This is a genomic window from Pantoea sp. UBA5923 (assembly GCF_002431095.1).
GTDB classification, from domain to species: Bacteria; Pseudomonadota; Gammaproteobacteria; order Enterobacterales; family Enterobacteriaceae; genus Pantoea; species Pantoea piersonii.
In genome coordinates, this window is record NZ_DJDN01000027.1 from 105,352 (window position 1) to 130,418 (window position 25,067).

At 57.0% G+C, this 25,067-nt stretch carries 22 protein-coding genes and 1 pseudogene; 9 read left to right on the plus strand and 14 right to left on the minus strand.

Features of this window, described 5'->3' with window-relative positions; translation table 11 throughout:
• Positions 1-331 precede the first annotated feature (331 nt).
• The 3 genes from proP to B3797_RS06680 all read left to right on the plus strand — a co-directional run bounded on the left by proP (position 332) and on the right by B3797_RS06680 (position 4,056).
• On the plus strand, positions 332-1,837 hold the full coding sequence (gene proP / locus B3797_RS06670) for a glycine betaine/L-proline transporter ProP (protein WP_311784029.1): 1,506 nt from the start codon (positions 332-334) through the stop codon (positions 1,835-1,837).
• A 165-nt stretch (positions 1,838-2,002) separates the two neighbouring features.
• A complete protein-coding gene (hemB, locus tag B3797_RS06675) occupies positions 2,003-2,980 on the plus strand; it encodes a porphobilinogen synthase (protein ID WP_120457378.1) in 978 nt (325 codons plus the stop codon).
• 104 nt (positions 2,981-3,084) lie between these two features.
• The gene (locus tag B3797_RS06680; RefSeq protein WP_311790696.1) at positions 3,085-4,056 is read left to right on the plus strand and encodes a sensor domain-containing diguanylate cyclase; all 972 of its coding nucleotides are present in this window, start codon (positions 3,085-3,087) and stop codon (positions 4,054-4,056) included.
• Positions 4,057-4,058: 2 nt separating this feature from the next.
• Here B3797_RS06680 and B3797_RS06685 read toward each other — a convergent pair whose 3' ends face one another.
• A complete protein-coding gene (locus B3797_RS06685) occupies positions 4,059-5,081 on the minus strand; it encodes an alpha/beta hydrolase (protein WP_311790697.1) in 1,023 nt (340 codons plus the stop codon).
• 411 nt (positions 5,082-5,492) lie between these two features.
• On the opposite strand from B3797_RS06685, the gene B3797_RS06690 reads away from it, so the two are divergent.
• Positions 5,493-5,984 carry a helix-turn-helix domain-containing protein gene (locus B3797_RS06690; RefSeq protein WP_311784026.1) on the plus strand — a complete coding sequence of 164 codons (492 nt, stop codon included), beginning with the start codon at positions 5,493-5,495 and terminating at the stop codon, positions 5,982-5,984.
• A 53-nt stretch (positions 5,985-6,037) separates the two neighbouring features.
• Here the strand turns inward: B3797_RS06690 and B3797_RS06695 are convergent, their stop codons facing one another.
• The 5 genes from B3797_RS06695 to B3797_RS06715 all read right to left on the minus strand — a co-directional run bounded on the left by B3797_RS06695 (position 6,038) and on the right by B3797_RS06715 (position 11,389).
• Positions 6,038-6,697, minus strand: a complete 660-nt coding sequence (locus B3797_RS06695; RefSeq protein ID WP_311784025.1) for an epoxyqueuosine reductase QueH — start codon at positions 6,695-6,697, stop codon at positions 6,038-6,040.
• Positions 6,698-6,776: 79 nt separating this feature from the next.
• Positions 6,777-7,439, minus strand: a complete 663-nt coding sequence (locus B3797_RS06700) for an SDR family oxidoreductase (RefSeq protein ID WP_311790698.1) — start codon at positions 7,437-7,439, stop codon at positions 6,777-6,779.
• Positions 7,440-7,559: 120 nt separating this feature from the next.
• On the minus strand, positions 7,560-8,870 hold the full coding sequence (locus tag B3797_RS06705; RefSeq protein WP_311790699.1) for a c-type cytochrome: 1,311 nt from the start codon (positions 8,868-8,870) through the stop codon (positions 7,560-7,562).
• A 1-nt stretch (position 8,871) separates the two neighbouring features.
• Positions 8,872-10,644 carry a GMC family oxidoreductase gene (locus B3797_RS06710; RefSeq protein ID WP_311784022.1) on the minus strand — a complete coding sequence of 591 codons (1,773 nt, stop codon included), beginning with the start codon at positions 10,642-10,644 and terminating at the stop codon, positions 8,872-8,874.
• Positions 10,645-10,675: 31 nt separating this feature from the next.
• Entirely contained in the window at positions 10,676-11,389 is a 714-nt protein-coding gene (locus B3797_RS06715) for a gluconate 2-dehydrogenase subunit 3 family protein (protein ID WP_311790700.1), read from the minus strand.
• A 618-nt stretch (positions 11,390-12,007) separates the two neighbouring features.
• Between B3797_RS06715 and B3797_RS06720 the strand changes: the two genes are divergently transcribed.
• Entirely contained in the window at positions 12,008-13,027 is a 1,020-nt protein-coding gene (locus B3797_RS06720; RefSeq protein WP_311790701.1) for a LacI family DNA-binding transcriptional regulator, read from the plus strand.
• On the opposite strand, the gene B3797_RS06725 is transcribed toward B3797_RS06720, so the two are convergent.
• The 3 genes from B3797_RS06725 to B3797_RS06735 all read right to left on the minus strand — a co-directional run bounded on the left by B3797_RS06725 (position 13,005) and on the right by B3797_RS06735 (position 15,430).
• On the minus strand, positions 13,005-13,811 hold the full coding sequence (locus B3797_RS06725) for a hypothetical protein (protein WP_311784019.1): 807 nt from the start codon (positions 13,809-13,811) through the stop codon (positions 13,005-13,007). The two genes, B3797_RS06720 and B3797_RS06725, sit on opposite strands and share 23 nt — an antisense overlap.
• Position 13,812: 1 nt before the next feature.
• A complete protein-coding gene (locus B3797_RS06730; RefSeq protein ID WP_120457126.1) occupies positions 13,813-14,010 on the minus strand; it encodes a hypothetical protein in 198 nt (65 codons plus the stop codon).
• A 235-nt stretch (positions 14,011-14,245) separates the two neighbouring features.
• Positions 14,246-15,430, minus strand: coding sequence for an NAD(P)/FAD-dependent oxidoreductase (locus B3797_RS06735; protein ID WP_311784018.1), 1,185 nt, complete (start codon positions 15,428-15,430; stop codon positions 14,246-14,248).
• 242 nt (positions 15,431-15,672) lie between these two features.
• Here B3797_RS06735 and pitA point away from each other — a divergent pair, with 242 nt between their 5' ends.
• Positions 15,673-17,175: an inorganic phosphate transporter PitA gene (pitA, locus tag B3797_RS06740; protein ID WP_120457377.1), complete on the plus strand. Its 1,503-nt coding sequence runs from the start codon at positions 15,673-15,675 to the stop codon at positions 17,173-17,175.
• Between the two features lie 44 nt (positions 17,176-17,219).
• Here the strand turns inward: pitA and uspB are convergent, their stop codons facing one another.
• The gene (uspB, locus tag B3797_RS06745; protein WP_311790702.1) at positions 17,220-17,555 is read right to left on the minus strand and encodes a universal stress protein UspB; all 336 of its coding nucleotides are present in this window, start codon (positions 17,553-17,555) and stop codon (positions 17,220-17,222) included.
• A gap of 426 nt (positions 17,556-17,981) precedes the next feature.
• On the opposite strand from uspB, the gene uspA reads away from it, so the two are divergent.
• Positions 17,982-18,419, plus strand: coding sequence for a universal stress protein UspA (gene uspA, locus B3797_RS06750; protein ID WP_081136391.1), 438 nt, complete (start codon positions 17,982-17,984; stop codon positions 18,417-18,419).
• Positions 18,420-18,551: 132 nt separating this feature from the next.
• On the opposite strand, the gene rsmJ is transcribed toward uspA, so the two are convergent.
• Positions 18,552-19,304, minus strand: a complete 753-nt coding sequence (rsmJ, locus tag B3797_RS06755; protein ID WP_311784017.1) for a 16S rRNA (guanine(1516)-N(2))-methyltransferase RsmJ — start codon at positions 19,302-19,304, stop codon at positions 18,552-18,554.
• An 8-nt stretch (positions 19,305-19,312) separates the two neighbouring features.
• Entirely contained in the window at positions 19,313-21,355 is a 2,043-nt protein-coding gene (prlC, locus tag B3797_RS06760) for an oligopeptidase A (protein WP_311784016.1), read from the minus strand.
• A gap of 224 nt (positions 21,356-21,579) precedes the next feature.
• On the opposite strand from prlC, the gene B3797_RS06765 reads away from it, so the two are divergent.
• Entirely contained in the window at positions 21,580-22,422 is an 843-nt protein-coding gene (locus tag B3797_RS06765) for a 23S rRNA (adenine(2030)-N(6))-methyltransferase RlmJ (RefSeq protein WP_126689838.1), read from the plus strand.
• Between the two features lie 12 nt (positions 22,423-22,434).
• Here the strand turns inward: B3797_RS06765 and rnz are convergent, their stop codons facing one another.
• Positions 22,435-23,346 (minus strand): ribonuclease Z, encoded by a 912-nt coding sequence (rnz, locus tag B3797_RS06770; protein WP_311784015.1) that lies wholly within the window; start codon positions 23,344-23,346, stop codon positions 22,435-22,437.
• 124 nt (positions 23,347-23,470) lie between these two features.
• Here rnz and gorA point away from each other — a divergent pair, with 124 nt between their 5' ends.
• Positions 23,471-24,823: a glutathione-disulfide reductase gene (gorA, locus tag B3797_RS06775; RefSeq protein WP_311790703.1), complete on the plus strand. Its 1,353-nt coding sequence runs from the start codon at positions 23,471-23,473 to the stop codon at positions 24,821-24,823.
• Between the two features lie 106 nt (positions 24,824-24,929).
• Here the strand turns inward: gorA and B3797_RS06780 are convergent.
• Positions 24,930-25,067, minus strand: a pseudogene (locus B3797_RS06780) (ISNCY family transposase); the annotation flags it as partial.

The window sequence follows — 25,067 nt, forward strand, 5'->3', positions numbered from 1 at the left end:
AGGCAGACGCGCCTGTGCCAGATTAATCGCCACTACATTTTGAGAAAAAACCGCTGTCGTAAAACCGCTTTTTTTACTGCTTTATCTCACCGCTGGCTTAGCCGCTATCGTCGGCAAAAAAGGCCGCTATCAGTCCAAACATGACAAATATCAATAAAAAACGGTATACTCTGCCACTTGTCGCAATAATTTCAACACTAATTATTGCGCATAGTAGCCAGTGGAAAATTCTGCCGAACGGCTATGCTTAAATTTTCTCAATGCCGCGGACTGTTTCGTTCAACCGGTTCGCGACCTTGAGGACTTTCATGTGCTATTACAGGGTAAATCTATGAAATTACGTAGGAAGCGTGTCAAACCTATTGGGCTGGATGACGTCACTATTATTGATGACGCCCGTTTGCGCAAAGCCATTACCGCTGCGTCGCTGGGCAATGCGATGGAATGGTTCGATTTTGGCGTATACGGCTTTGTTGCTTACGCGCTGGGTAAAGTCTTTTTCCCCGATGCGTCGCCAGGCGTTCAGATGATCGCCGCGCTCGGTACCTTCTCTGTTCCCTTTCTGATTCGCCCGCTGGGCGGCCTTTTCTTCGGCATGCTGGGCGATAAGTATGGTCGCCAGAAAATCCTCTCTATCACCATTGTAATTATGTCGATCAGTACCTTCTGTATTGGTCTGATACCCTCTTACGCCTCAATTGGCATCTGGGCGCCGATTCTGCTGCTGTTAGCCAAAATGGCGCAGGGCTTTTCGGTGGGTGGCGAATATACCGGCGCCTCGATCTTCGTTGCTGAATACTCGCCCGACCGTAAACGCGGTTTTATGGGCAGCTGGCTCGACTTCGGTTCAATCGCAGGCTTCGTGCTCGGCGCGGGCATCGTCGTGCTGATCTCCGCGATTATCGGCGAAGCGAAGTTTATGGAATGGGGCTGGCGTCTGCCGTTCTTCCTCGCGCTGCCGCTCGGCATTATCGGCCTCTACCTGCGCCACGCGCTGGAAGAAACCCCGGCCTTCCAGCAGCACGTTGAGAAACTGGAGCAAGGCGACCGTGAAGGCCTGCGCGACGGCCCGAAAGTGTCGTTTAAAGAGATCGCCAGCAAGCACTGGAAAAGCCTGCTTGCCTGTATCGGTCTGGTGATCGCCACTAACGTCACCTACTATATGCTGCTGACCTACATGCCGAGCTATCTGTCGCATAACCTGCACTACTCGGAAGATCACGGCGTGTTGATCATCATTGCGATTATGCTTGGCATGCTGTTTGTGCAGCCGGTGATGGGGATGCTGAGCGACCGCTTCGGCCGTCGTCCTTTCGTGATTATTGGCAGCATCGCGCTGCTGATCTTCGCCATTCCGGCATTTATGCTGATTAACAGCGGCGTGCTGGGGCTGATTTTCGCCGGTCTGCTGCTGATGGCGGTGATCCTCAACGCCTTTACCGGCGTCATGGCATCGTCGCTGCCGGCGATGTTCCCGACCCATATCCGCTACAGCGCGCTGGCGAGTGCCTTTAACATCTCCGTACTGATTGCCGGTCTGACCCCGACGCTCGCAGCATGGCTGGTAGAAACGACGAATAACCTCTATATGCCAGCCTACTACCTGATGGTGGTGGCGGTGATCGGCCTGATTACCGGCATTTATATGAAAGAGACGGCGAATAAACCGCTGCGCGGCGCGACACCTGCCGCTTCTGACCTCGAAGAAGCGCGTGAAATCCTTCAGGAGCATCACGACAACATCGAGCAGAAAATCGAAGATATCGACGCAGAGATTGCCCGCCTTGAGGCAAAGCGTAAAAATCTGGTGCAGCAGCATCCCGACATCAACGAATAAAGCCTTTAATGCCCGCCGCAAGGCGGGCTTTTTTTTTGCGTAGCTGGCAGGCTGATAAGCGCAAAGCGTTCCGCGCTATTTCTACCATCGCCGCACACATTCTTCATTTCCGCGCGTTAAAAGGAGTAGACTAACGCTACTTTTTTCACCTGCGTAAGAATGAATATGTCTGATTTTTCTCTGCTCCAGCGTCCAAGAAGGCTGCGTTCCAGCCCGGCGATGCGTGAACTCTTCCAGGAAACCTCCCTCAGCCTGAACGATCTGGCGCTGCCGATTTTCGTTGAGGAAGGCGTTGACGATTACAAAGCGATTGAAGCGATGCCGGGCGTAATGCGCATTCCGGAAAAGCGTCTTGCTTATGAAATTGAGCGTATCGCCAAAGCGGGCATTCGCTCGGTGATGACCTTTGGTATCTCGCACCACACCGACGCTACCGGCAGCGATGCCTGGAATGAAAACGGCCTGGTGGCGCGCATGTCGCGCATCTGTAAAGAGACGGTGCCGGAAATGATCGTTATGTCCGACACCTGTTTCTGTGAATACACCAGCCACGGCCACTGCGGCGTGCTGTGCGACCACGGCGTCGATAACGACGCGACGCTGATTAATCTCGGCAAGCAGGCAGTAGTGGCAGCGGCGGCGGGCGCGGACTTTATTGCGCCGTCGGCGGCGATGGATGGTCAGGTTAAGGCGATCCGTCAGGCGCTGGACGCGGCGGGCTTTACCCAGACCGCCATCATGTCCTATTCCACCAAGTTCGCCTCGTCGTTTTACGGCCCCTTCCGCGAAGCGGCCGGCACCGCGCTGAAAGGCGACCGCAAAACCTATCAGATGAACCCGATGAACCGCCGCGAAGCGATTCGCGAGTCGCTGATCGACGCTGCTGAAGGCGCGGATTCGCTGATGGTGAAACCGGCCGGCGCCTACCTTGACGTGCTGCGTGAAATCCGCGACCGCACCGAGCTGCCGCTGGCGGCGTATCAGGTCAGCGGCGAATACGCGATGATCAAATTCGCCGCTCAGGCGGGCGCGATTGACGAGCGTAACGTGGTGCTGGAAAGCCTGGGCGCGATTAAACGCGCCGGCGCCGACCTGATTTTCAGCTATTTCGCCCTTGATCTTGCAGAACAAAAAGTGCTCTGATCCCGCCTGAGATCCTGCTGTCTCAATGACGGCAGGATCTCTTTTAGCCCTTGTGGCCACACCAGTTTCGCTTCACCTGCATAAATAACGATAAGAGTACCGCGATGAAAGCACCTCAGTACCCGGCTAATGAGGCGCAACGCCTTACCGAACTGCACGAGATAAAAATCCTTAATACGCCACCGGAGGAGCGCTTTGACCGCCTGACGCGTCTGGCGCGTCGTCTGTTTAACACGCCCGTGGCGCTGGTCAGCCTGGTGGAAGCCAGCCAGCAGTGGTTCAAATCTGTTTCCGGCCGCTATGACGCCCGGAGCACGCCGCGCGATATCTCGTTTTGCGGTCACGCTATTTTGCAGGACGACATCATGGTGGTGGAAAATACGCTTAACGACGAGCGGTTTCACGATAATCCGCTGGTGACCGGCGAGCCCCATATTCGTTTTTATGCTGGCTGTCCGCTGCGCGGGCCAGGCGGCGTTAACGTCGGCACGCTCTGTATTCTCGGCCCCGAGCCGCGCGATTTCAGCGCCGACGATCGTGCAACGCTGCGCGACCTGGCGGCACTGGCCGAAGCTGAACTGGCGGCGTTTCAGACCGCGACCTGCGATGAACTCACGCAAATCACTAACCGTCGCGGTTTTATGACCCTTGGCCAGCTGGTGCTTAACGACTGTCTGTTAAAGCAGCGTCCAGCCAGCCTGACCTTTCTCGATCTCGATAAGTTTAAGCAGATCAACGATACCCTCGGCCATCGCGAAGGCGACCGCGCGCTGATGGATTTCGCCGACGCGATGAAGGTCTGCTTTAGCCATCACGATCTTTTCGCACGACTGGGCGGCGATGAATTCGTCGTGCTGTTTAACGGGCTGCGTCAGCCGGAAGCGGAAGCGCTGCTGGCTGACTTTGAGCGTTATCTACAGCAGCAGGCCAGCAGCCTGAATCGTCGCTATGCGCTGCGCTTCTCGTCGGGCGTGGTCGAGTTTGACGCCGCCCACCCGCAAAGCCTGGAGCGGATGCTGGAGGGGAGCGACGCACGCATGTACGCCGCTAAAAAGAGTAAAAAAGCGCAGGCGTGAATTTAGCGGTGCGCTAACGCCGCGATCAGCGTCTGGTTGAATTGCGCAGGCGCCTCCATCTGCGGCGCATGGCCCATGCCGGGGAATTCAATCAGGCGTGCGCCAGGAATACGCTTCGCCGCCTCTTTGCCCAGCACATCGTAGTGGCCCAGCTTCGCTTTTACCTGCGCCGAGGCGATATCGCTGCCGATGGCGGTGGTATCGGCCGTACCGATCATCAGCGTGGTCGGCACTTTCAGATCGCCGAACTCATAAAACACCGGCTGGGTAAAGATCATGTCGTAGATCAGCGCCGAGTTCCACGCGACTTTCTCGTGCCCCGGCCCGGCGTTCAGGCCCGCCAGCATATCGACCCATTTGTCATATTCCGGCTTCCACTGCCCGCTGTAGTAGGTGTGCTGCTCATACTTTTTAATGCCCGCCGCGTCGAGCTTCAGCTCGCGTTGATACCACTGATCGACGCTGCGCCATGGCGCACCTTTGGCTTTCCAGTCTTCCAGACCGATAGGATTCACCAGCACCAGCTGCTGCGTCTCGTTGGGGTACATCAGCGCATAACGCGTAGCCAGCATGCCGCCAGTAGAGTGGCCAACGATAACCGCTTTCTTTATACCGAGATGAGCCAAAAGCTGATGCGTATTATCCGCCAGCTGCTGAAAGCTGTACTGATAGTTAGCCGGTTTGCTGGCGCTGCAAAAGCCGATCTGGTCAGGCGCGACGACGCGATAACCCGCCTGACTCAGCGCGCGTATGCTCTCTTCCCATGTCGCGCCGCAGAAATTTTTGCCGTGGAGCAGCACGACCGTCTGGCCGTTGGCGCGGCTGGCTGGTTTTACATCCATGTAGCCCATGCTGAGCGGCTGCTGCTGGGAGGAAAAGTTAAAGCGCTGTAGCGGGAAGGGATAGTGAAAGCCTTCCAGCTGCTCGCCATAGGTACTGGCAGCCAGCGCGGGCGCAGCGCTAAGCAGAGTGACTGACGCGAGCAAAGCAGCAAGCGGTTTTTTCAGGCCAGAGGTCGGACGCATGCGATGATCTCCATGTGGAAAAGAGCGGCAGTGTGACACGCGCAAAAGCCGGACGTATTGTTGCGCTGTGTCATGTCGATGATTTTTATAGCAAGAAGCGTAGCGGGCTTTGGCTTATTTCGCCTGCTGGATTGCGCCTGCGGCAGAGGCGATTTAAACGATACGCGTTATCGATATTAAAGAATCGCTAAAGAGTTCACAGCAAAGCCAAACATTACCGTCACTTTTATTTATTCTTTTATTTATTTACCGAAACCAATAATTAACTTTCATCATCTTTTGCTAATAATTACCGATATCGCTCCTCTTGAAAAAAATAAACATGCTTTTTCTGATATTTCTTTACCGAAGCCACGTATAGAGAAACATTAAATTCCCTACACTATATAACACAGTTTGATGAGGTTGATTATGCGTGAGAAAAAATATAACGAAGAAGTGATTGATAGCATTACTGACTGGATCAATAGCCATCTTGATCAGCGACTTAGCATAGATGACATTGCCGAAAAGTCAGGCTATTCAAAATGGTATTTGCAAAAACTTTTTGCACGTTGCCGTAACGAAACTCTGGCGCGCTATATCCGTCAGCGAAAGCTGGCCGCCTGCGTTCATGCGCTCAAAAGCAGTTCTACGCCCATTATTACGCTGGCGATGAAATACCATTTTGAAAGCCAGCAGTCTTTTACGCGATCCTTTAAACAGGTAATGGGCTGTACGCCTTATGTCTGTCGAAAGCGCCAGCTGGACGCGCAAACGCAGGCGCAGCTGGAAGGCAATACGAATCCGTGTGAGCTTTGCCGCCAGGCGCAGCCAGCGGCCGGTCATTCCACGCGTTTTACTTCGGCTCGCCTGGAAATCCGTAATATCGACACGGATGAAGCGCGCAATGGCTTGCGCTGAATGCCTGCGCAGCCGTCGGGAATAAAGGGCAATAATCGCCGCCCTTTATTCCTCTACTCTTCATCCGGCGAATAATACTGCACGCCAATCTTGATACGTTCACGCCCGTTGGCGACGCGATGACGATTGCTGTCGCGCAGCGAATAGATGCAGCCGCAGTATTCCTGCTGATAAAAACGCTCGCGCTTGCTGATTTCGATCATACGCGCCGACCCGCCGCCTTTGCGCCAGTTAAACTCCCAGTAGAGCATATCGGGATAGCGCGACGCGGCACGCACGCCGCAGTCGTTGATTTGCTGCATATTCTTCCAGCGCGAGATGCCAAGCGAGCTGGTGATAACGGGAAAACCGTGTTCATGGGCATAAAGCGCGGTGCGCTCAAAGCGCATATCAAAACACATGGTGCAGCGCTCGCCGCGTTCCGGCTCCCACTCCATCCCTTTTGCGCGCTCAAACCAGTTATCGCGATCGTAGTCCGCGTCAACAAAGGGCACGCCGAACTGCTCAGCAAAGCGGATGTTCTCCTCTTTGCGCAGCTCATACTCTTTCAGCGGATGGATATTGGGGTTATAGAAGAAGATGGTGTAGTCGATGCCGGATGCGAGCATCGCCTCCATGACCTCGCCTGAACAGGGCGCACAGCAGGAGTGCAGCAGGACTTTGTTATGGCCGCCTGGCAGCGGCAGCGGCTTACGCTGAAGGGACTGAGACATACGAACTCCTTGTCAGACTATGCCGCGAGTTTAGTGTTTCGCCGCTACAGATGCAAAAAAGGCGCTGACGCGCCATGATTCACCACTGCAGTAGCTGTCCGGCATAGTCCACATAGTGGTGGCCGCCGCGTCCGCGATACGCCTCCAGCTGCTGCACCAGCCCCTCGCCGCTCTGCTCCACCGTCACCGGCGCGGATTCGCCGCCCATATCGGTTTTCACCCAGCCTGGATGCAGCGACAGCAGCGTCGCGTTATGCTCGTTAATTTGCGGCAACAGCGCGCGACTCAGCATATTGAGCGCCGATTTGCTGGCGGAATAAATCGGCATCGCCGCCGTATCGTTCTCGTTCAGGCTGCCGAGGATTGAGGTGGTGAAGCCGATAACGCCATTCTGCTTCGCCAGCAGCGGCAGCAGGGTTTCTGCGCTGCGTACCGGCGCGATAGCGTTGGTCAGAAAAAGCTGCGCCAGCTCGGCGTCGCTGCTCTGCAGCAGGTTCTGATGCGACGGGCCTGAAATGCCCGCATTGATCAGGATCGCGTCAAAGGTCTCGCCCTTGAGCTGCGCCGCCAGCTGTCGCACCTGATCCTGATGCGTCATATCCAGCTCGTGCCACTGCGCTTCCGCTTCCGGCGCGCTGCTGCGATAAGTTGCCGTTACCTGCCAGCCTTTTGCCGCCAGCGCTTTGACCACCGCCAGCCCGATGCCGCGCGATGCGCCAATGACTAATGCCTTGCCTGTCATATCCGTTCCTCTCTGATGAAGTGACTTTACACAGCTTATAGCCTGGCACGTAGATTGAGAGGCGATGAGGAAAGGCAAGAGCACAGGGTGTAAAAAAGGCGGCTTACGCCGCCTCTGTTTTTAGTGCGCCGCCATCTGATCTGGCAGCTTCAGCAGCCTGCGCTTGCCTGCTACTTCCTCAGCCTTCACCGGCGTCGCGGCGTTGCCCCAGCTGTTACGGATATAGGTCGATACCGCAGCGACCTGCTCATCAGTCAGCTTCCAGGCGAAACTCGGCATCGCGCCGCTGGTCGGATTGCCCTGCGTCACCGCGCCGCGTCCGCCCTGCAACACCGTCGTGATGATGGACGAGGCGTCGTCCCCCAGCAGTCCGGGGTTGTTCGCCAGGCTGGCAGCCAGGTTCGGGATCCCCTTGCCGTCGCTGTTATGACAGGCGCTACAGTTGGCGCTGTAAACATTCGCACCCGTCTTCATCAGCGCGCTGTCAGGGTTCTGCGGCTGCGGCGGCTGGGTCGCAGAGGCGGGCTGCGCCTTCAGGTAAGTCGCGATCGCGCGCAGATCGCCATCGTTAAGATACTGCGTCGAGTTGGTGACCGCTTCTGCCATCGGGCCGGACGCGACCGCAACGTGGTTGCTGCCCAGCTTCAGGTAATCCACGATCTGCTCTTCGCTCCAGTTGCCGACGCCGACATAGCGGTTTGAGGTCAGATCCGGCGCGTGCCACTCGCTGAGGTTGCTGCCCTGCAAATAGGCGTCAGTATCGCCGCCGAGCAGGTTTTTAGGCGTATGGCAGGCGCCGCAGTGCTCCAGTCCCTCTACCAGATAGGCGCCACGATTGAACTCGGCGGATTTGTCCGGATCGGTTTCAAAGCCGCTGTTGCGGAAGAAGAGCAGATTCCAGCCCATCATCGCCAGTCGGATATTGTACGGGAAGCCCAGGTTGGTTTCCGGCACCTTGTAGTGCACCGGTTTTACCGAGCGCATATACATCCACAGGTCGTGCATATCCTGGTCGCTGACTTTTACGTAGGCGTTATATGGCATCGCCGGATAGAGGTGCTCGCCCTCTTTGCCTCTGCCGTGACGCACTGCGCGGTAGAAGTCACGCTCGGTCCAGTTGCCGATGCCTGTCTCTTTATCCGGCGTAATATTGCTGGCGAAAATGCCGCCAAACGGCGTGCTGATAGAGTAGCCGCCGGAAAAAGCCTCTTTGCTGCCCGGCGCGGTATGGCACGCAACGCAGTCGCCGGCGATCGCCACGTATCGGCCGCGCGCCACCGCGGCAGCATCCGCCGCCGCTGGCGGCTGGCTGGTCAGCGTCTGATTATCCGCTACTTCATCGGCCGAGGTATCGCCGTTTTGCCACAGCAGGCCCGCCGCAATAATGCCTGCGATCACCACCGCGCCGCCTGCAAGGGTTGTTTTTTTCATATCACACCTTCACCAGTGGGCCGGGGTTTTTCAGGTACTGTTCAACGATCGCCTTCGCCGTCCAGAGGCTCAGCGCGCCGATAGTACCGGTTGGGTTGTAGCCTGCGTTGTTCGGGAACGAGGAGGCGCCAAGCACAAACAGGTTGTGCATATCCCAGCTCTGCTGATAGCGATTGAGTACGCTGGTTTTCGGATCGGTGCCCATCACCGCGCCGCCGATGGTATGGTCGCTGGCGAAGTTATAGGGCGAATATTTGCCCGACGCCGAGTTGGTGCCGATGACAGTTTTCGCGCCCATCGCCTTGCCAATCTCTACGCTCTTCTCTTCGATAAACTTCGCTGAACGGCGATCGTTTTCGTTGTAGTCAAAGGTGACGCGCAGCAGCGGGTTGCCGTTGTCATCTTTATATTCCGGGTCGAGATCGAGGTAGTAATCCTCGTGTGAGAAGCTGGTGCCCTGACCGAAGATAAAGGTCGCGTTCTGGAAAGCGTGGGTGTAGGCCTTTTTCCACTCTTTGCCCCAGCGCGGCGTGCCCGGCAGAAGCGCGTCGGCGTTGCCGATAGGACGCGCGCCGCGCGCTACCACCAGGATGCCGGCGCCGCCGATAAAGCCTTTGCCGCTGTGATCGAAGTTATCGCCGTTCCAGTCGTCTACCTGCTGCGACAGCGCGCCTGCGCCGATAAACTGGTTAAGGTATTCATCTTCGAAGAACAGGCTGGCGCCAGAGACGGTCTGGAAGCTGTAAGCGCGGCCGACCGTACCGGTTTTGGTTTCCGGATCGTAAGGCTGGCCGATTTTCGACAGCAGCAGCAGGCGCACGTTCTGCATCTGGAATGCCGACAGAATGACGATATCGGCTGGCTGCACCCACTCTTTTTTGTTCTTGTCGATATAAGTTACGCCGGTGGCGGTTTTGCCATCTTCCGATTTATTAACGCGCACGACGGCGGAATCGGTCAGTACGGTAAAGTTTTCACGCTGCATCAGCGCCGGGATCACGCAGGCGTTCGGGCTGGATTTGGAGAAGTTGCCGCAGCCGTAATAGAGGCAGTAGCCGCAGTAGGTGCAAGGCCCCATATGGACGCCGAGCGGGTTAACGTAGGCGCGCGAGGTCTGTCCGGCGGGCACCATAAAGGGATGCTGGCCGAGGGATTTCGCCGCGTCGCGGAACAGATCGGTCAGGCGCGTGCTCTCCAGCGGCGGCAGTGGATATTCGCTGCTGCGGTTGCCTTCGAAGGGGTTGCCGTCGGGAATGATCTCGCCGTTAAGCTTGCCCGCTTTACCGGAAACGCCAGCGATCTTCTCGAAACGATCGTAAAAAGGCTCCAGTTCGTCGTAGGTCACGCCCCAGTCCTGCAGAATCAGCCCTTTGGCGATCTGCTGTTTGCCGTAGCGCTCAACCGTCTGGGTGTAAGGCTGGAAATCCCACGGCGTAAAGCGCCAGGCCATACCGGCCCAGTGGGTGCCGGAGCCGCCGACGTTATAGCCCAGCTCGTTCAGGTTCCATTCGCGCGTCGGCAGCGCGGTTTCCGTACGATTATTACGGAAAGTAGTGGTTTCTACCGCGGGGGGCAGCAGCATGCTGCGGCGGGTATCCCAGCGCAGCTCATCGGTGTCGATAGAGGGCGGAAAATCAGTGGCGGTTTCAAACCAGGGGCCGCGTTCGATGGCAACCACGTTCAGGCCGGCGCGGGTCAGCTCTTCGGCAATCAACGAGCCGCACCAACCCAGGCCGACGATTACAGCGTCAGCTTTTGGACGAATATTTTGCATATGTTACTCACAGCTCAGTCAGACTGAAGATTTAAAGGGTGTTATCAATCAGGCTGGTCGGGATGATGTTGAGCTTCTTCCCTTTCTTGCCAATCAGGTCGCGGAAGTCATAGCGCGCGCCGGGAAAACCGATCATTTTCCAGCTCGCCATATCTTTGTTGCCGCCGTAGATGGGATCGGACAAAAAGCCTTCACGCACGTTCTGCAGCAGCAGCTCGAAGAAGACTTTGGTCTCGACTTCCGGCCCGAGGTCGAGCTGGTTCGCTTCCATACGGCGCAGCAGATCGTCCTGCTGTTCGCCGCTCAGCGCGACAAAATCTTTGTGGAAGGTTTTTTGGGTCCAGGCGTCAAGCGCGGCAAGCCCCTGGCGATAGCGCTGCGCGGGCGTCAGCGGAGACTGCGGCCCCTGCTCCGGCGTGCCTTTTACAAAGCGGCCCAGACGGTAGATCGCCACCGCATTACCGTAATCGCCCGCCAGCTGGCGATCGATAAAGGTCGCGCAGCCCGCCTCTTTGCCGCTGATGCTCAGATCGTCAGCAGGAATAAAGCGTTCGGCGATTGCGCCAACAGTGTCGAACTCGTGCGGTGTCAGATATTGCAGGCCGCCTTTGCGCGGCAGAGACGGCGTATTGATTTTGCCGGGTTCCCAGGGTTGACCACCCTGGACGGTTTCAGCTTTTGCGATGGGCAGCGACGACGCCACGCCCAGGGCAGCCACGGAGGTGAGAAACTCTCTGCGTTTCATATTTTCCCTGCTAACGAATTAATCACATTAAATGCTTAATTTTATTTGATGATGCGAAGGCGCAGCTGACTGTAATTATTCAGAGCATGGCCTTTAACTGCGCGCAGAAATATCCCCTCTGGCGACAGAATAATAATTTTTATTAAACTTCACGTTAAACGCTTACGTTAACCGACGAAGAAATCGTGCTGTTCAGAGGTGAGTTGTTGATAGTCTGAAATTACAATCCTTTTATTAACAACAAAATAATAATAAATTTTTAACCTATTTTCGGAAAGCGAAGCGTTGATGAAAAGCCATCAATAAACTGAATATTTTTTATAATTCAGCAAGTTAATCACATCAGAGTTTACAGTGTTATTCACTAACCCTCATTTTTAAGACAGCAGAAAATTTCGATAAGTTATTAATACGCGCTTTCTTGCCTGTTTTTTGACTGCTTCAGGCGCGCATTTTTTCAGCGACATGAAATGTCATCAAAATAGGCTGGCGTAAGGGTCAGCGCGCTGAATAGAATAGCGCCAGATAGTTCAGGAATTTATTATTCATTTGCAGGCAGTACGCCAGCAGGCGAGTAGTGGTAACGGCATGACAAAAAGAGTCATGTGTGGAGCAAGAATGAAAAAGCTCACCCTTGAGATGGTGGCAAAAATTGCGGGCGTCGGTATCGCAACTGTCGATCGGGTATTAAACGAACGCGGCGGCGTCTCGCCGGAGACGACGCGCAAAGTATTAAAAGCCGCGCGCGAACTCGGCCTGAAGCGGCTGCTGCCGGAAGAGTATCGCCATCCCTGGCAAATAGAAGTGTTTCTCAGCAATAACGGCTCCTCGTTTTTTCAGCAGCTGGTGCGCTACTTTAGCGAGGTGGCGGGCGAGCTGGGTTATCGGCGCATTACGCTGCATAAAACGCTGGCTGCAGAGTCGCAGCCGGAAAAGCTGGCGCAAAGCATTATCGCGCGCAGCGCCACGCGTGACGGCATCATCGTTTTTGGCCACGACTATCCGCCCATCTACCGCGCGCTGGCGCTCTGTCGCAAACGCGGCGTGCCGGTCATCACCATCGTCACCGACCTGCCGGATGCGGATCGCCTTTGCCATGTCGGCATCGATCAGTATCAGGCGGGCCGCACTGCCGGTTTGTTGATGAGCAAGATGGTGCATCAACCGGGCGATATTGTCATGGTGAGTGGTCGCTTCGATTACTGGGCGCATCGTCAGCGTATCGCAGGCTTTCGCGAGGTCATGATGCAGCGCGCGCCGCAGCGCCACCTGCGCGAAGTGCTGTTTGGACTCGATCAGCGCGACACGATCCGCACCCTGCTGGAGAGCAGCCTGGCGCAGTCGCAGCACGTTGCGGGCCTCTATAATACCGGTATGGGCAACAGCGACATAAGCGAAACGCTGCGCGCCCATCATCTTCTGGGCCGCTGCGGCTATATTACCCATGAGCTTTATTCGGTTACGCGACAGCTGCTGCGCAATGACGAGCTGGCCTTTGCGCTGGATCAGAATGCGCAGCAGCACGCGCGTCTGGCTATCGAACTGCTGCTGCGTCACCTGGAGAGCGGCTACCAACCCGATACCTATCAGGACGGCAAAGTCGCCTTACGGCTGTTTACGGCGGAGAATGTGGAGTAAAGGAGCCGTGGACTTCCATCGGCACGCCGTCGTGGTGAGTCATGGCCAGCGAACTGGCGCTGGCCGGATCGAACAGCGACAGGCTCTCAATCTGATCCACCATCAGCACTTTACGAAACGCCATCGCGTTTTTTGGTTCTGAGGTCAGCGTGATGCCGTGTTCGGCATACCAGCGGCTGTAGTTATGCTCGATCGACATGCTGAGCGTTTTACTGTCGCGGTAGCCGCTGAGCATGGGGATAAGCACGATATTCGCGGTATTTTCATACTCAAAGGTGGCAGCGTGCACCATGCCGATATAGATGCGGCGCGACTTTAGCGTAATCCACGCCAGCTCGCCCTCCTGCATACACTGGTAGAGCAGCTGTTCGACGCCGTTGGATTTAGAGAGCTGCTGATAGAGATCTTTACGACCGCTGCTGTTAAGACGCGCGCTCGCTGACCAGTTTGACCGGTACATACAGAACAGCACTGCAAAGGCGAGCATCACCACGACCGGCGCCTGAATGCCGAGAAAGCTCCAGTTCATAAACTCCATCTGCCAGCGCAGATGCTCGCCGGGTATCAGATGCAAGGCGTTGGCGGTACTGGAGATAATCAGCAGCAGCAGCCAGATGATGGCCGTCGCCAGCATCCCCTGCAGGACGAAGATACAGCCGTAGAGCGCTACCAGAAAATAGACATCCCAACCGAAGCTGCGACGGATTTTAAAACGGCTGGAGAGATCGCGGCTGGTGTACCAGTAGCCGCATACCATCAGCACCATGAATATCGCCGTACCCATCTTAAACTCCTTTTAGCGTTTCGATGTGGCGGGCGAAATCCTCATGCACTTCCTCACTCAGCACGTTTACCGAAGCGTTGCCGTCTTCGTCGATAATGATGCGCTCGCCATCGGCGATGGAATCATTTAAATCCTGACGCGACATGCCTCTGATAAAGCTTTCGGGGCTGGAAAACAGGGAACGCATAAAGGTGAGCATTGGGGGCGGAACTCCTCTGTGTAAATCAGAAGTATGAAATCCAGGCGGCAAACGCGCCAGGTGGATTAGTCTAAAAGTAGTGCGGCTCAGAGGATTAGCGAAGCGACAGGGCAGCGGAACGAAGAGAAGCCGCGCTATGGCGGCGAGAGGATTTATCGGCGGCTGGCCTTTTCAGCGCGGCGTCACACCGGCTGCGGCAGAGCCAGAAAGGGAGGAATGACGCCGAATAAAGCCATTACAGCGCCTGCGCGCACGCCCAGGCTGAGCTCCACGCCCACTGAAAGTTATAGCCGCCCAGCCAGCCGGTGACGTCCACCACTTCACCGATAAAATAGAGCCCCGGCACATCCCGCGCCTCCATGGTCTTCGACGAGAGCTGCGTGGTATCGACGCCGCCCATCGTCACCTCCGCGGTGCGGTAGCCTTCGGTGCCGTTGGGCTGTACGCGCCACTGATGTAACGTCTGCGCCAGCTCGGCCTGCTGTTTGCTGTTGAGCTGCTTCAGCGTTACGTCCGGCACCTGCTTCATCTCCTGCAGCACCTCTACCAGACGTTTCGGCAACAGCTTCGCCAGGCTGTTTTTCAGGCTCAGGTTCGGATGCGCCTCGCGCTGCGCGTTGATGAAGTCATCGAGCGAGGTGGCGGGCGACAGGTTAACAGTAATGTGCTCGCCCGGCTGCCAGTAGCTGGAAATTTGCAGAACCGCCGGGCCGGAAAGACCGCGATGGGTAAACAGCATCGCCTCTTTAAAGAGCGTGCCGTCCTGCGCTTCGATTGTGGTATCGAGCGCGACGCCGGAAAGGGTTTGTAGCCGCTCAAGCAGCGGCTTGTGCAGGGTAAAAGGCACCAGCGCGGCGCGTGTCGGGTAGACCTTCAGGCCGAACTGTTCGGCAATCTTATAACCGAAAGGCGATGCGCCGAGGCCCGGCATGGATAATCCGCCGCTGGCGATCACCAGCTTCTCCGCCTGAACCGTCGCGCCGTTAAGCTGTAGCGTATAGCCCGCCTCTTCACGCGCGACGCTTAACACCTCGCTGCGCAGGCGCAGCGTGACCTGACCCTTTTCGCACTCCGCCATCAGCATATCGACAATCTGCGCCGCCGAGTCGTCGCAAAAGAGCTGGCCCAGCGTCTTTTCGTGGTACGCAATATGGTGGCGGTTAACCAGATCGATAAAATCCCACTGGGTATAGCGCGCCAGCGCCGATTTACAGAAGTGCGGATTATGCGAGAGATAGGCAGCGGGATCGGTGTACATATTGGTGAAGTTGCAGCGACCACCGCCTGACATCAGAATCTTGCGCCCGGGCTTTTTGCCGTTATCCAGCAGCAGCACGCGTCGGCCTCGCTGCCCGGCCTGCGCCGCGCAAAACAGTCCCGCCGCACCGGCGCCGATAATAATAACGTCAAACTTTTCCACTGCATTCGCCCTGCCTGTCTTAAGAGGCGCTGATTGTAGAGGTCTGCTCTGCATGACGCCAGCGTCAAAAAGTTGTCGTAATTATGTCATATTGTAAATGCCTAATTTTAAGACACTTTTAGGGTAAACCGACTCTTTTAAGACATTCCTAAGTCAAAACAAGGCTATATTTTGCTTTCCCATACCCTGCATTGTCGCAGATAATGCGCCGCGCTCATGTACTCAAAAATGGCGTAATGTTTATGCTACATTTGTTCGCTGGTCTTGACCTCAGTACCGGCCTGTTATTGGTTCTTGCCCTGCTGTTTGTATTGTTTTATGAAGCAATCAACGGCTTTCACGACACGGCCAACGCAGTGGCGACGGTTATCTATACCCGCGCGATGCGCGCGCAGCTTGCTGTGGTGATGGCGGGCGTATTTAACTTCCTTGGCGTTCTGCTTGGTGGCTTAAGCGTTGCTTACGCTATCGTGCATATGCTTCCTACCGATCTGTTATTGAACGTTGGCTCTGCGCATGGCCTGGCGATGGTCTTTTCCATGCTGCTGGCTGCGATTATCTGGAACCTTGGCACTTGGTATCTCGGTCTGCCAGCCTCCAGTTCGCATACGCTGATTGGCGCGATTATTGGCATCGGCCTCACCAACGCGCTGATGACCGGCACCTCGGTGATCGATGCGCTGAATATCCCTAAAGTAATTAATATCTTCCTGTCGCTGATTCTGTCGCCGATTGTCGGTCTGATCATCGCTGGCAGCCTGATTTTCCTGCTGCGTCGCTACTGGAGCAGCACTAAAAAGCGTGCGCGCATCCATATGACGCCCGCTGACCGCGAGAAGATCGACGGTAAGAAAAAACCGCCGTTCTGGACGCGTATCGCTCTGATCGTCTCGGCGATTGGCGTCAGCTATTCGCATGGCGCTAACGACGGCCAGAAAGGCATCGGCCTGATTATGCTGGTGCTGATTGGCGTCGCGCCAGCTGGTTTCGTGGTCAATATGAACGCCAGCGGTTACGACATCACGCGTACGCGCGACGCGGTCAATCACCTTGAGCAGTATTATCAGCAGCACAGCGAAGCGCTGACGCACATCATTCAGATGGCGCCGCCTGCGCTGCCGACGCCAGAAGAGACGCCGTCCGGCCCGCAGCAGTTCCACTGCGACAGCGCCCGCGCGCTGCAGGCGGTTCAGCACGCGCAGAACCTGCTGAACAACAATCTGCAGAGCTATGAGCAGCTTACCGTTGAGCAACGCAGCCAGATGCGTCGCCTGCTGCTGTGCATCGCCGACACCGCCGATAAAGCGGCCAAGCTGCCGGAAACCAGCGCCGACGATCAGCGCTTCCTCGGCAAGCTGAAAACCGATCTGCTGGGCACCATCGAGTATGCGCCGGTGTGGATTATTATGGCGGTCGCGCTGGCGCTTGGCATCGGCACCATGATTGGCTGGCGTCGTGTTGCCACTACAATTGGCGAGAAGATTGGTAAAAAAGGCATGACCTACGCGCAGGGCATGTCGGCGCAGGTTACCGCAGCGGTCTCGATTGGTATCGCCAGCTACACGGGTATGCCGGTTTCCACCACGCATATCCTGTCGTCGTCGGTGGCGGGTACCATGCTGGTGGACGGCGGCGGGCTGCAGAGCCGCACCATCAAGAATATCGCCATGGCGTGGGTCTTTACGCTGCCGGTGTGTATTCTGCTGTCAGGATGTCTTTACTGGCTGGCGCTGAAGCTGGTGTAACAGGCTCCAGTATCAAGGGCGACGCAAGTCGCCCTTTTTTATTTCTAATGCCAGATCGCCAGGCAAATCAGGCTGAGGATCACTAAGCCGCATAAGGCGCTGGTTAAGATAAACTGACCGCGTACCCGCTCGCAGCGACGAATAAACTCCTCGTCGTGATGGTCGAGATAGCGCTTTGCCCAGATATAACGCACCAGCCGCACCTGTTTGCTCGGCTGGCCGTGCGACGTAAAGAAACCGGCCCCGTCGACGTACTGATAGAGTAAGGGATCACAGCCTCGCAGCACCGCCAGCAGCGTGCGCAAAGACGAAAAGTAGCGCGCCATATTCACAATACATACCACACAAAGAGCCCAGAAAAGCGCGATAGTGCTGATCATATTCCCCTCCCGACTGGAGCCGCAGAGACAGGTTAAGCGCGGCTGCGCCTTATGCTCTACGGTAAAAAGCCGACCACTGAATGACCTGAACAGATCTCTTTTTTTGGCAAACATACGCGGTCGGCACCAGACGAGTACCACCGTTAATTTGTAGTGTAGGAGAAATTTTTAACTCTTTTCCAGCGATGATTTTCGTTCGCCGCGAGCGAAAAACGCGATAAGCCTTGATCTCATTCACAACCGAAGCGCGTACGGGAGCATTTGTTATCCGTCACCGCTATACTAAAGGCATAATAACTATCTGTCGGGAGCACCGACAGCACACATCTGGTGACAGGCATCGCCCGTTCGCGTAAAGGATTGCGCAGGCAATGACGCGAGAGGAAGAGAGGTCGCCATCCTGAATCTTGTGAAAGGAGTTATATCATGGCTTATAAACATATCCTGATTGCGGTAGACCTTTCTCCCGAAAGCCAGCTACTGGTGGATAAAGCCGTTTCGCTGGCACGCCCCTATGACGCCAAAATTTCGCTGATTCACGTCGACGTGAACTATTCCGATCTCTATACCGGCCTGATTGACGTTAATCTGGGCGATATGCAGAAGCGCATCTCGGAAGAGACGCACACTGCGCTGCGCGGGCTGTCGGATGCGGCAGGTTATCCTATTAGCGAAACCCTGAGCGGCAGCGGCGATCTCGGCCAGGTGCTGGTCGATGCGATTAAAAAATATGATGTGGATTTGGTGGTGTGTGGCCATCATCAGGATTTCTGGAGCAAGCTGATGTCGTCAGCGCGCCAGCTGATCAACACAGTGCATATCGATATGCTGATTGTTCCGCTGCGCGACGCGGACGACGAATAACAGCAAAGAAAAAAGCCGGCGAGAACCGGCTTTTTTCAGTCTGGCCTGAGCGCTATTACAGGTCAGTTAACTTCCCTCGTCACTCTGCTGACTCAGGTAACAGACGGCGCTAATTGCCGCCTTGCTGTCCCGCTACTGGCCGAGCGGCGGATAGATATCGAAGCGATGGCTTTTGGTCACTACCGCCGACTGTGTTGCAACGCCTGCCAGCGGCGGCGCATAGTCAGGACGTTTCACCACAATACGCTTCTTCGCCAGACGACGCGCGGGTTCCAGCAGCGCGTCGGCGTCTTCATCCGCCCCCACCAGCGACTGAAATACCCGCATCTCTTTTTTCACCATCGCGCTCTTTTGCCGGTGCGGATACATCGGGTCGAGATAAACCACGTCCGGCGCAGGCGTAATATCACCAAGCGCCTGAGCGCTCGGCGCATGGATCAGCGTCAGCCTGTCGCGCAGCCAGCCGCCAATCTCTTCGTCCCGGTAGCCGCGCTGCAGCCCATCGTCCAGCAGCGCCGCTACCACCGGATGGCGCTCCAGCATGCGCACGCGACAGCCGATAGCCGCCAGCACGAAGGCGTCACGCCCTAACCCGGCGGTCGCGTCTACCACGTCCGGCAGATAATCGCCTTTAACGCCAGCCGCTTTCGCCACCGCTTCGCCGCGCCCGCCGCCGAAGCGACGACGGTGCGCCATTGCGCCAGAAACGAAGTCGACAAAGATGCCGCCCAGCTTCGGCTCATCGCGCTTGCGCAGCTCAAGGTGGGTCGGCGTCTGCACCAGCGCCAGCACGCAGGCTTCGTCATGTTCAAGCTGCCAGCGCTGTGCCAGATGCGACAAGGCGCCGTCACCGGCGCCCGATTCATCAATCAAACAGATCTTCACTGCAACCGTTATCCCTTGATGCCGTAATGTTCCAGCATCGCATCCAGCTGCGGCTCACGACCGCGGAAGCGCTTGAACAGCTCCATCGGCTCTTCCGAACCGCCGCGCGTCAGGATGTTGTCGAGGAAGGACTGGCCGGTCTGGCGGTTGAAAATGCCCTCTTCTTCGAAACGCGAATAGGCGTCCGCCGCCAGCACATCCGCCCACAGATAGCTGTAATAACCCGCCGCATAGCCGCCAGCGAAGATATGGCTGAAAGCGTGCGGGAAACGGCCCCATTCCGGGCTTGGCACAACGGCCACCAGCTTTTTCACTTCGCGCAGGGTCTCAAGGATCTGCGCGCCTTTCGCCGGATCGAACTCGGCGTGCAGGCGGAAGTCGAACAGGCCGAACTCCAGCTGACGCAGGATAAACAGCGCCGCCTGGTAGTTCTTCGCCGCCAGCATCTTGTCGAGCAGCTCTTTCGGCAGCGGTTCGCCGGTTTCATAGTGGCCGGAGATAAAGGCCAGCGCATCCGGCTCCCAGCACCAGTTCTCCATAAACTGGCTTGGCAGCTCAACCGCATCCCACGGCACACCGCTGATGCCGGAAACACCCGGAGTTTCGATGCGCGTCAGCATATGATGCAGACCGTGGCCGAACTCATGGAACAGCGTGGTCACTTCATCATGGGTAAACAGCGCGGGCTTGCCATTCACCGGACGGTTAAAGTTGCAGGTCAGATAGGCGACCGGCTTTTGCAGCGTGCCGTCTGCTTTACGCATCTGGCCGACGCAGTCATCCATCCAGGCCCCGCCGCGCTTATGCTCACGCGCGTAGAGATCGAGGTAGAAGCTGCCGCGCAGCTCGCCGCTCTCATCAAACAGGTCGAAGAAACGCACGTCGGGATGGTAAACGTCTACGTCGGTACGCTCTTTAGCCGTGATGCCGTAGATGCGCTTCACCACCTCAAACAGGCCGTTGACGGCGCGCGCTTCCGGGAAGTAAGGACGCAGCTGTTCATCGCTAATGGTGTAGAGATGCTGCTTCTGCTTTTCGCCGTAGTAGGTGAGATCCCACGGATTCAGCTCGCTGACGCCGTACTCTTTCTCGGCGAACGCGCGCAGCTGCGCCAGCTCTTTTTCTGCCTGCGGACGGGCGCGTTTCGCCAGATCGTTCAGGAAGTCGAGCACTTGCGCCGGGTTTTCCGCCATTTTGGTGGCCAGCGATTTATCGGCGTAGGAGTCGAAGCCCAGCAGCTGTGCCAGCTCATGACGCAGCGCCAGCTCTTCCGCCATAATCGGGCCGTTATCCCATTTGCCGGCGTTCGGGCCCTGATCGGAAGCGCGGGTCGAATAGGCGCGATACATCTCTTCGCGCAGCGCGGCGTTGTCGCAGTAGGTCATAACCGGCAGATAGCTTGGAATATCCAGCGTCAGCAGCCAGCCTTCCTGCTCTTTGGCTTCGGCCTGCGCTTTCGCCGCCGCCAGCGCGCTTTCCGGCATGCCGGAGAGTTCGCTTTCGTCGGTGATCAGCTTGCTCCAGCCCATGGTCGCGTCCAGCACGTTGTTGCTGTAGGCCGAACCCAGCTCGGAGAGGCGTGCGGCGATTTCGCCATAGCGCTGCTGCTTCTCTTTATCGAGGCCGATGCCGGATAGCTCGAAATCGCGCAGCGCGTTATCTACCGCTTTCTGCTGCGCCACGTCGAGCGTAGCGAAGTTCTCGCCCTCTTTCAGGTTGCGATAGGCCTGATACAGCCCTTCATGCTGACCGACCCAGGTGCTGTACTCCGAGAGCAGCGGCAGCGTCTGTTCATAGGCCTGACGCAGCTCCGGGCTGTTTTTCACCGAGTTGAGATGGCTTACCGGCGAGAAGATACGGCCGAGACGATCGTCGACTTCCGCCAGCGGCTGCACCAGGTTTTCCCAGGTATAAGGCGCGCCCTGAGCCACAACTTTTTCCACCGCTGCGCGGCACTCGTTCAGCGCCTCGGTCACGGCGGGCACCACATGTTCAGGCTGAATGGCGGAGAAAGGCGGCAGCGTAAAAGGCTGGAGTAATGGATTGGTCATAGCGCAGTCCTTGTTCAATGTATGGGGCGCGCGGGGCGCGCAACGCAATCGTACTAACATGCGGCTAAGTGTAGCGAAAATCAATGCCACCCAGGCTGAGCGGCGAAGAATCGACTCGCGAAGGTTCGCGACGGAGAATCGGCCAGCATTTTTCGCCTTCAGCAGGTATAATCTCGCTTACTTGCAGTACGCCTTTTTACGCCAACCGCGGAATCCCCACTGTTATGCTGAGCTATCGCCACAGTTTTCACGCCGGCAACCATGCCGACGTGCTGAAACACACCGTACAGAGCCTGATCATCAGCGCGCTGAAAGAGAAAGAAAAGCCGTTCCTCTACCTCGACAGCCATGCTGGCGCAGGCCGCTATCTGCTGAGCGGCGAGCACGCCGAACGTACCGGCGAATATCTGGAAGGTATCGCCCGCATCTGGCAGCAGCCGGACGCGCCGGAACTGCTCAAGCCTTACCTCAACGCCATTCGCGATCTCAATCCCGGCGGTACGCTGCGCTACTATCCCGGCTCGCCGCTTATCGCGCGCTATCTGCTGCGTGCAGAGGACAAACTTCAACTTACTGAGCTGCACCCCAGCGATTTCCCGCTGCTGCGCGGTGAATTCCTGAAGGACAGCCGCGCCCGCGTAGAGCGCGCCGACGGCTATCAGCAGTTGAAGGCGAAACTGCCGCCGCCGACCCGCCGCGGCCTGATCCTGATCGATCCGCCTTACGAGCTGAAAAGCGACTATCAGGCGGTGGTGAAAGCGATCCATGAAGGTCACAAGCGCTTCGCTACCGGCGTTTTCGCGCTCTGGTATCCGGTGGTGCTGCGTCAGCAGATCAAGCATATGCTGCGCGACCTCGAAGCGACCGGCATCCGCAATATTCTGCAGATTGAGCTGGCGGTTCGTCCCGACAGCGATCAGCGTGGCATGACCGCATCGGGCATGATTGTCGTCAACCCACCGTGGAAGCTGGCGCAGCAGATGAACGACCTGCTGCCCTGGCTGCACCAGAAGCTGGTGCCTGCCGGAACCGGCCACACCAGCGTGACGCAGATCGTACCGGAATAAGCCCGTCAGGTTTTACAGCGTAAACACCGCCAGATCATGTGCCAGCTCGGTATTCGGAAATACCGAGCGGCACTCCTCCAGCAAACGCGGCATATCGCGCGGCAGATAGCGCGAACTAAAATGCGTGGCGATAAGGCGCTTTGCGCCCGCTTCTTTCGCTACCTGCGCTGCCTGCAGCGTCGTGGAGTGGCCGCGTCCGTTGGCCTTCTCCTGCAAGGCCGCCTCCAGCGTGGTTTCATGCACCATCAGATCGACATCGGCCGCCAGCTGCAGCGCCATTGGCGTCGGCGCGGTATCGCCGAAAATCGCCAGGGTTTTGCCTCGGGTCGCCGGGCCGAGATAGTCCGCGCCGTTAATTACCCGGCCATCCTCCAGCGTCACGGTCTCTCCCGCTTTCAGCTGCTGGTACCAGGGGCCACGCGGCACGCCCTCCTCTTTCAGACGCGCGGCGTCGAGAAACCCCGGCTTATCGTGCTGCTCAATCCGGTAGCCGAAACAGGGTACTGGATGCAGCAGCGGCCAGGCGCTGACGCGGAACTCGCCGTCGTCAAGCACCAGACCCGCCTCGATCTCAATAATCTCCAGCGGATAGTCGGTGTAGGAGCCGCTTAGCGACAGCGCAGTCTCAACAAAGCGTTTGATGCCTTCCGGTCCGTAAATGGTCAGCGGCTCGATAATGCCGCCCATGGAGCGGCTGGTCAGCAGCCCAGGCAGGCCGAAAATATGATCGCCGTGGAGATGCGTGATGAAAATTTTAGTCATGCGGCTCGGCTTAAGTGGTGAACGCATGTACTGGAGCTGCGTCCCTTCCCCGCAGTCGAATAGCCAGGTGTCGCCACGCGACGACCAGGTAAAAGCGATGGAGGTAACGTTGCGTTGCAGGCCAGGCGCGCCGGCGCCCGTACCGAGAAATGTAAGCTGCATGCTATGCTTCCCTGTCAGTAATGGGAGGATTCAACCCTATTACAATCATAGGCGCAATCTTTGCGCCGTCTCGGCTCTCAGCGTTACAATCCTGACCAAACTCTTGCAACCGGATGGACACACCATGACACGACATTATGACTATCTCGCCATTGGCGGCGGCAGCGGCGGCATTGCCTCGATTAACCGTGCCGCCATGTATGGCCAGAAATGCGCGCTGATCGAAGCCAAAGAGCTGGGCGGCACCTGCGTAAATGTGGGTTGTGTTCCGAAGAAAGTGATGTGGCATGCGGCGCAGATCGCCGAGGCTATCCATCTGTACGGTCCGGATTACGGCTTTGATACCACGGTAAACCATTTCGACTGGAAGACGCTGGTGAAAAACCGCAGCGCCTATATCGACCGCATCCACACCTCCTACGACAACGTGCTGGGTAAAAACAACGTCGACGTAATCAAAGGCTTCGCCCGCTTCGTTGACGCCCATACGGTAGAGGTCAACGGCGAGCGCATTACCGCCGACCATATTTTGATCGCCACGGGCGGCCGTCCGAGCCATCCAGCGGTGCCGGGTGCCGAGTACGGCATCGACTCTGACGGTTTCTTTGAGCTGGATGCGCTGCCGAAGCGTACCGCAGTGATCGGCGCAGGCTATATCGCCGTTGAGCTGGCGGGCGTGGTTAACGCGCTGGGCTCTGAAACGCATCTGTTTGTGCGTAAGCACGCGCCGCTGCGCGGCTTCGATCCGCTGATCACCGACACGCTGGTAGAAGTCATGAACGCCGAAGGCCCGACGCTGCACACCCATGCGGTGCCGAAAGCGGTCATCAAGAACACCGACGGCAGCCTGACGCTGCAGCTGGAAGACGGGCGCGAACAGACCGTAGACTGCCTGGTATGGGCGATCGGCCGCGAACCGGCGACCGATAACCTGAATCTGGCGGTAACCGGCGTGGAGCTGTACGAGAAAGGTTATATCAAAGTCGACAAGTATCAGAACACCAACGTCAGCGGCATCTATGCGGTGGGCGACAATACCGGCGCGGTAGAGTTAACGCCGGTTGCGGTTGCGGCGGGCCGCCGTCTCTCAGAGCGCCTGTTTAACAACAAGCCGGACGAGCATCTGGATTACAGCAACGTCCCGACCGTGGTATTCAGCCACCCGCCGATCGGCACCGTCGGCCTTACCGAGCCGCAGGCACGCGAGCAGTATGGCGATGACCAGGTGAAAGTGTATAAATCTTCTTTCACCGCCATGTACACCGCCGTCACGCAGCACCGTCAGCCGTGCCGCATGAAGCTGGTATGCGTTGGCGCGGATGAGAAAATCGTCGGCATTCACGGTATCGGTTCAGGTATGGATGAGATGCTGCAAGGCTTCGCGGTAGCGCTGAAAATGGGCGCGACCAAAAAAGACTTCGACAATACCGTGGCGATCCATCCGACCGCGGCGGAAGAGTTTGTCACTATGCGTTAACAGCGGCGTATAGCCTTGCCGGTAATGACTGACAAAGCCCGCTTTCTGCGGGCTTTTGACTTTTAGCTTCGCTATGTCTTTTTGTTGGCAAGGTTTCAGGCGCCCATCAATCTGCCTGAACGCGGCTCAACTGCTCTTCTGTCAGCCCGGTGGCTTGTAAAATCGACTCGCGCGGCATGTTCATTTTCAGCAGGCTGCGCGCAACCTCGAGTTTCGCTTCAAGCTTGCCCTCTAACTTTCCTTC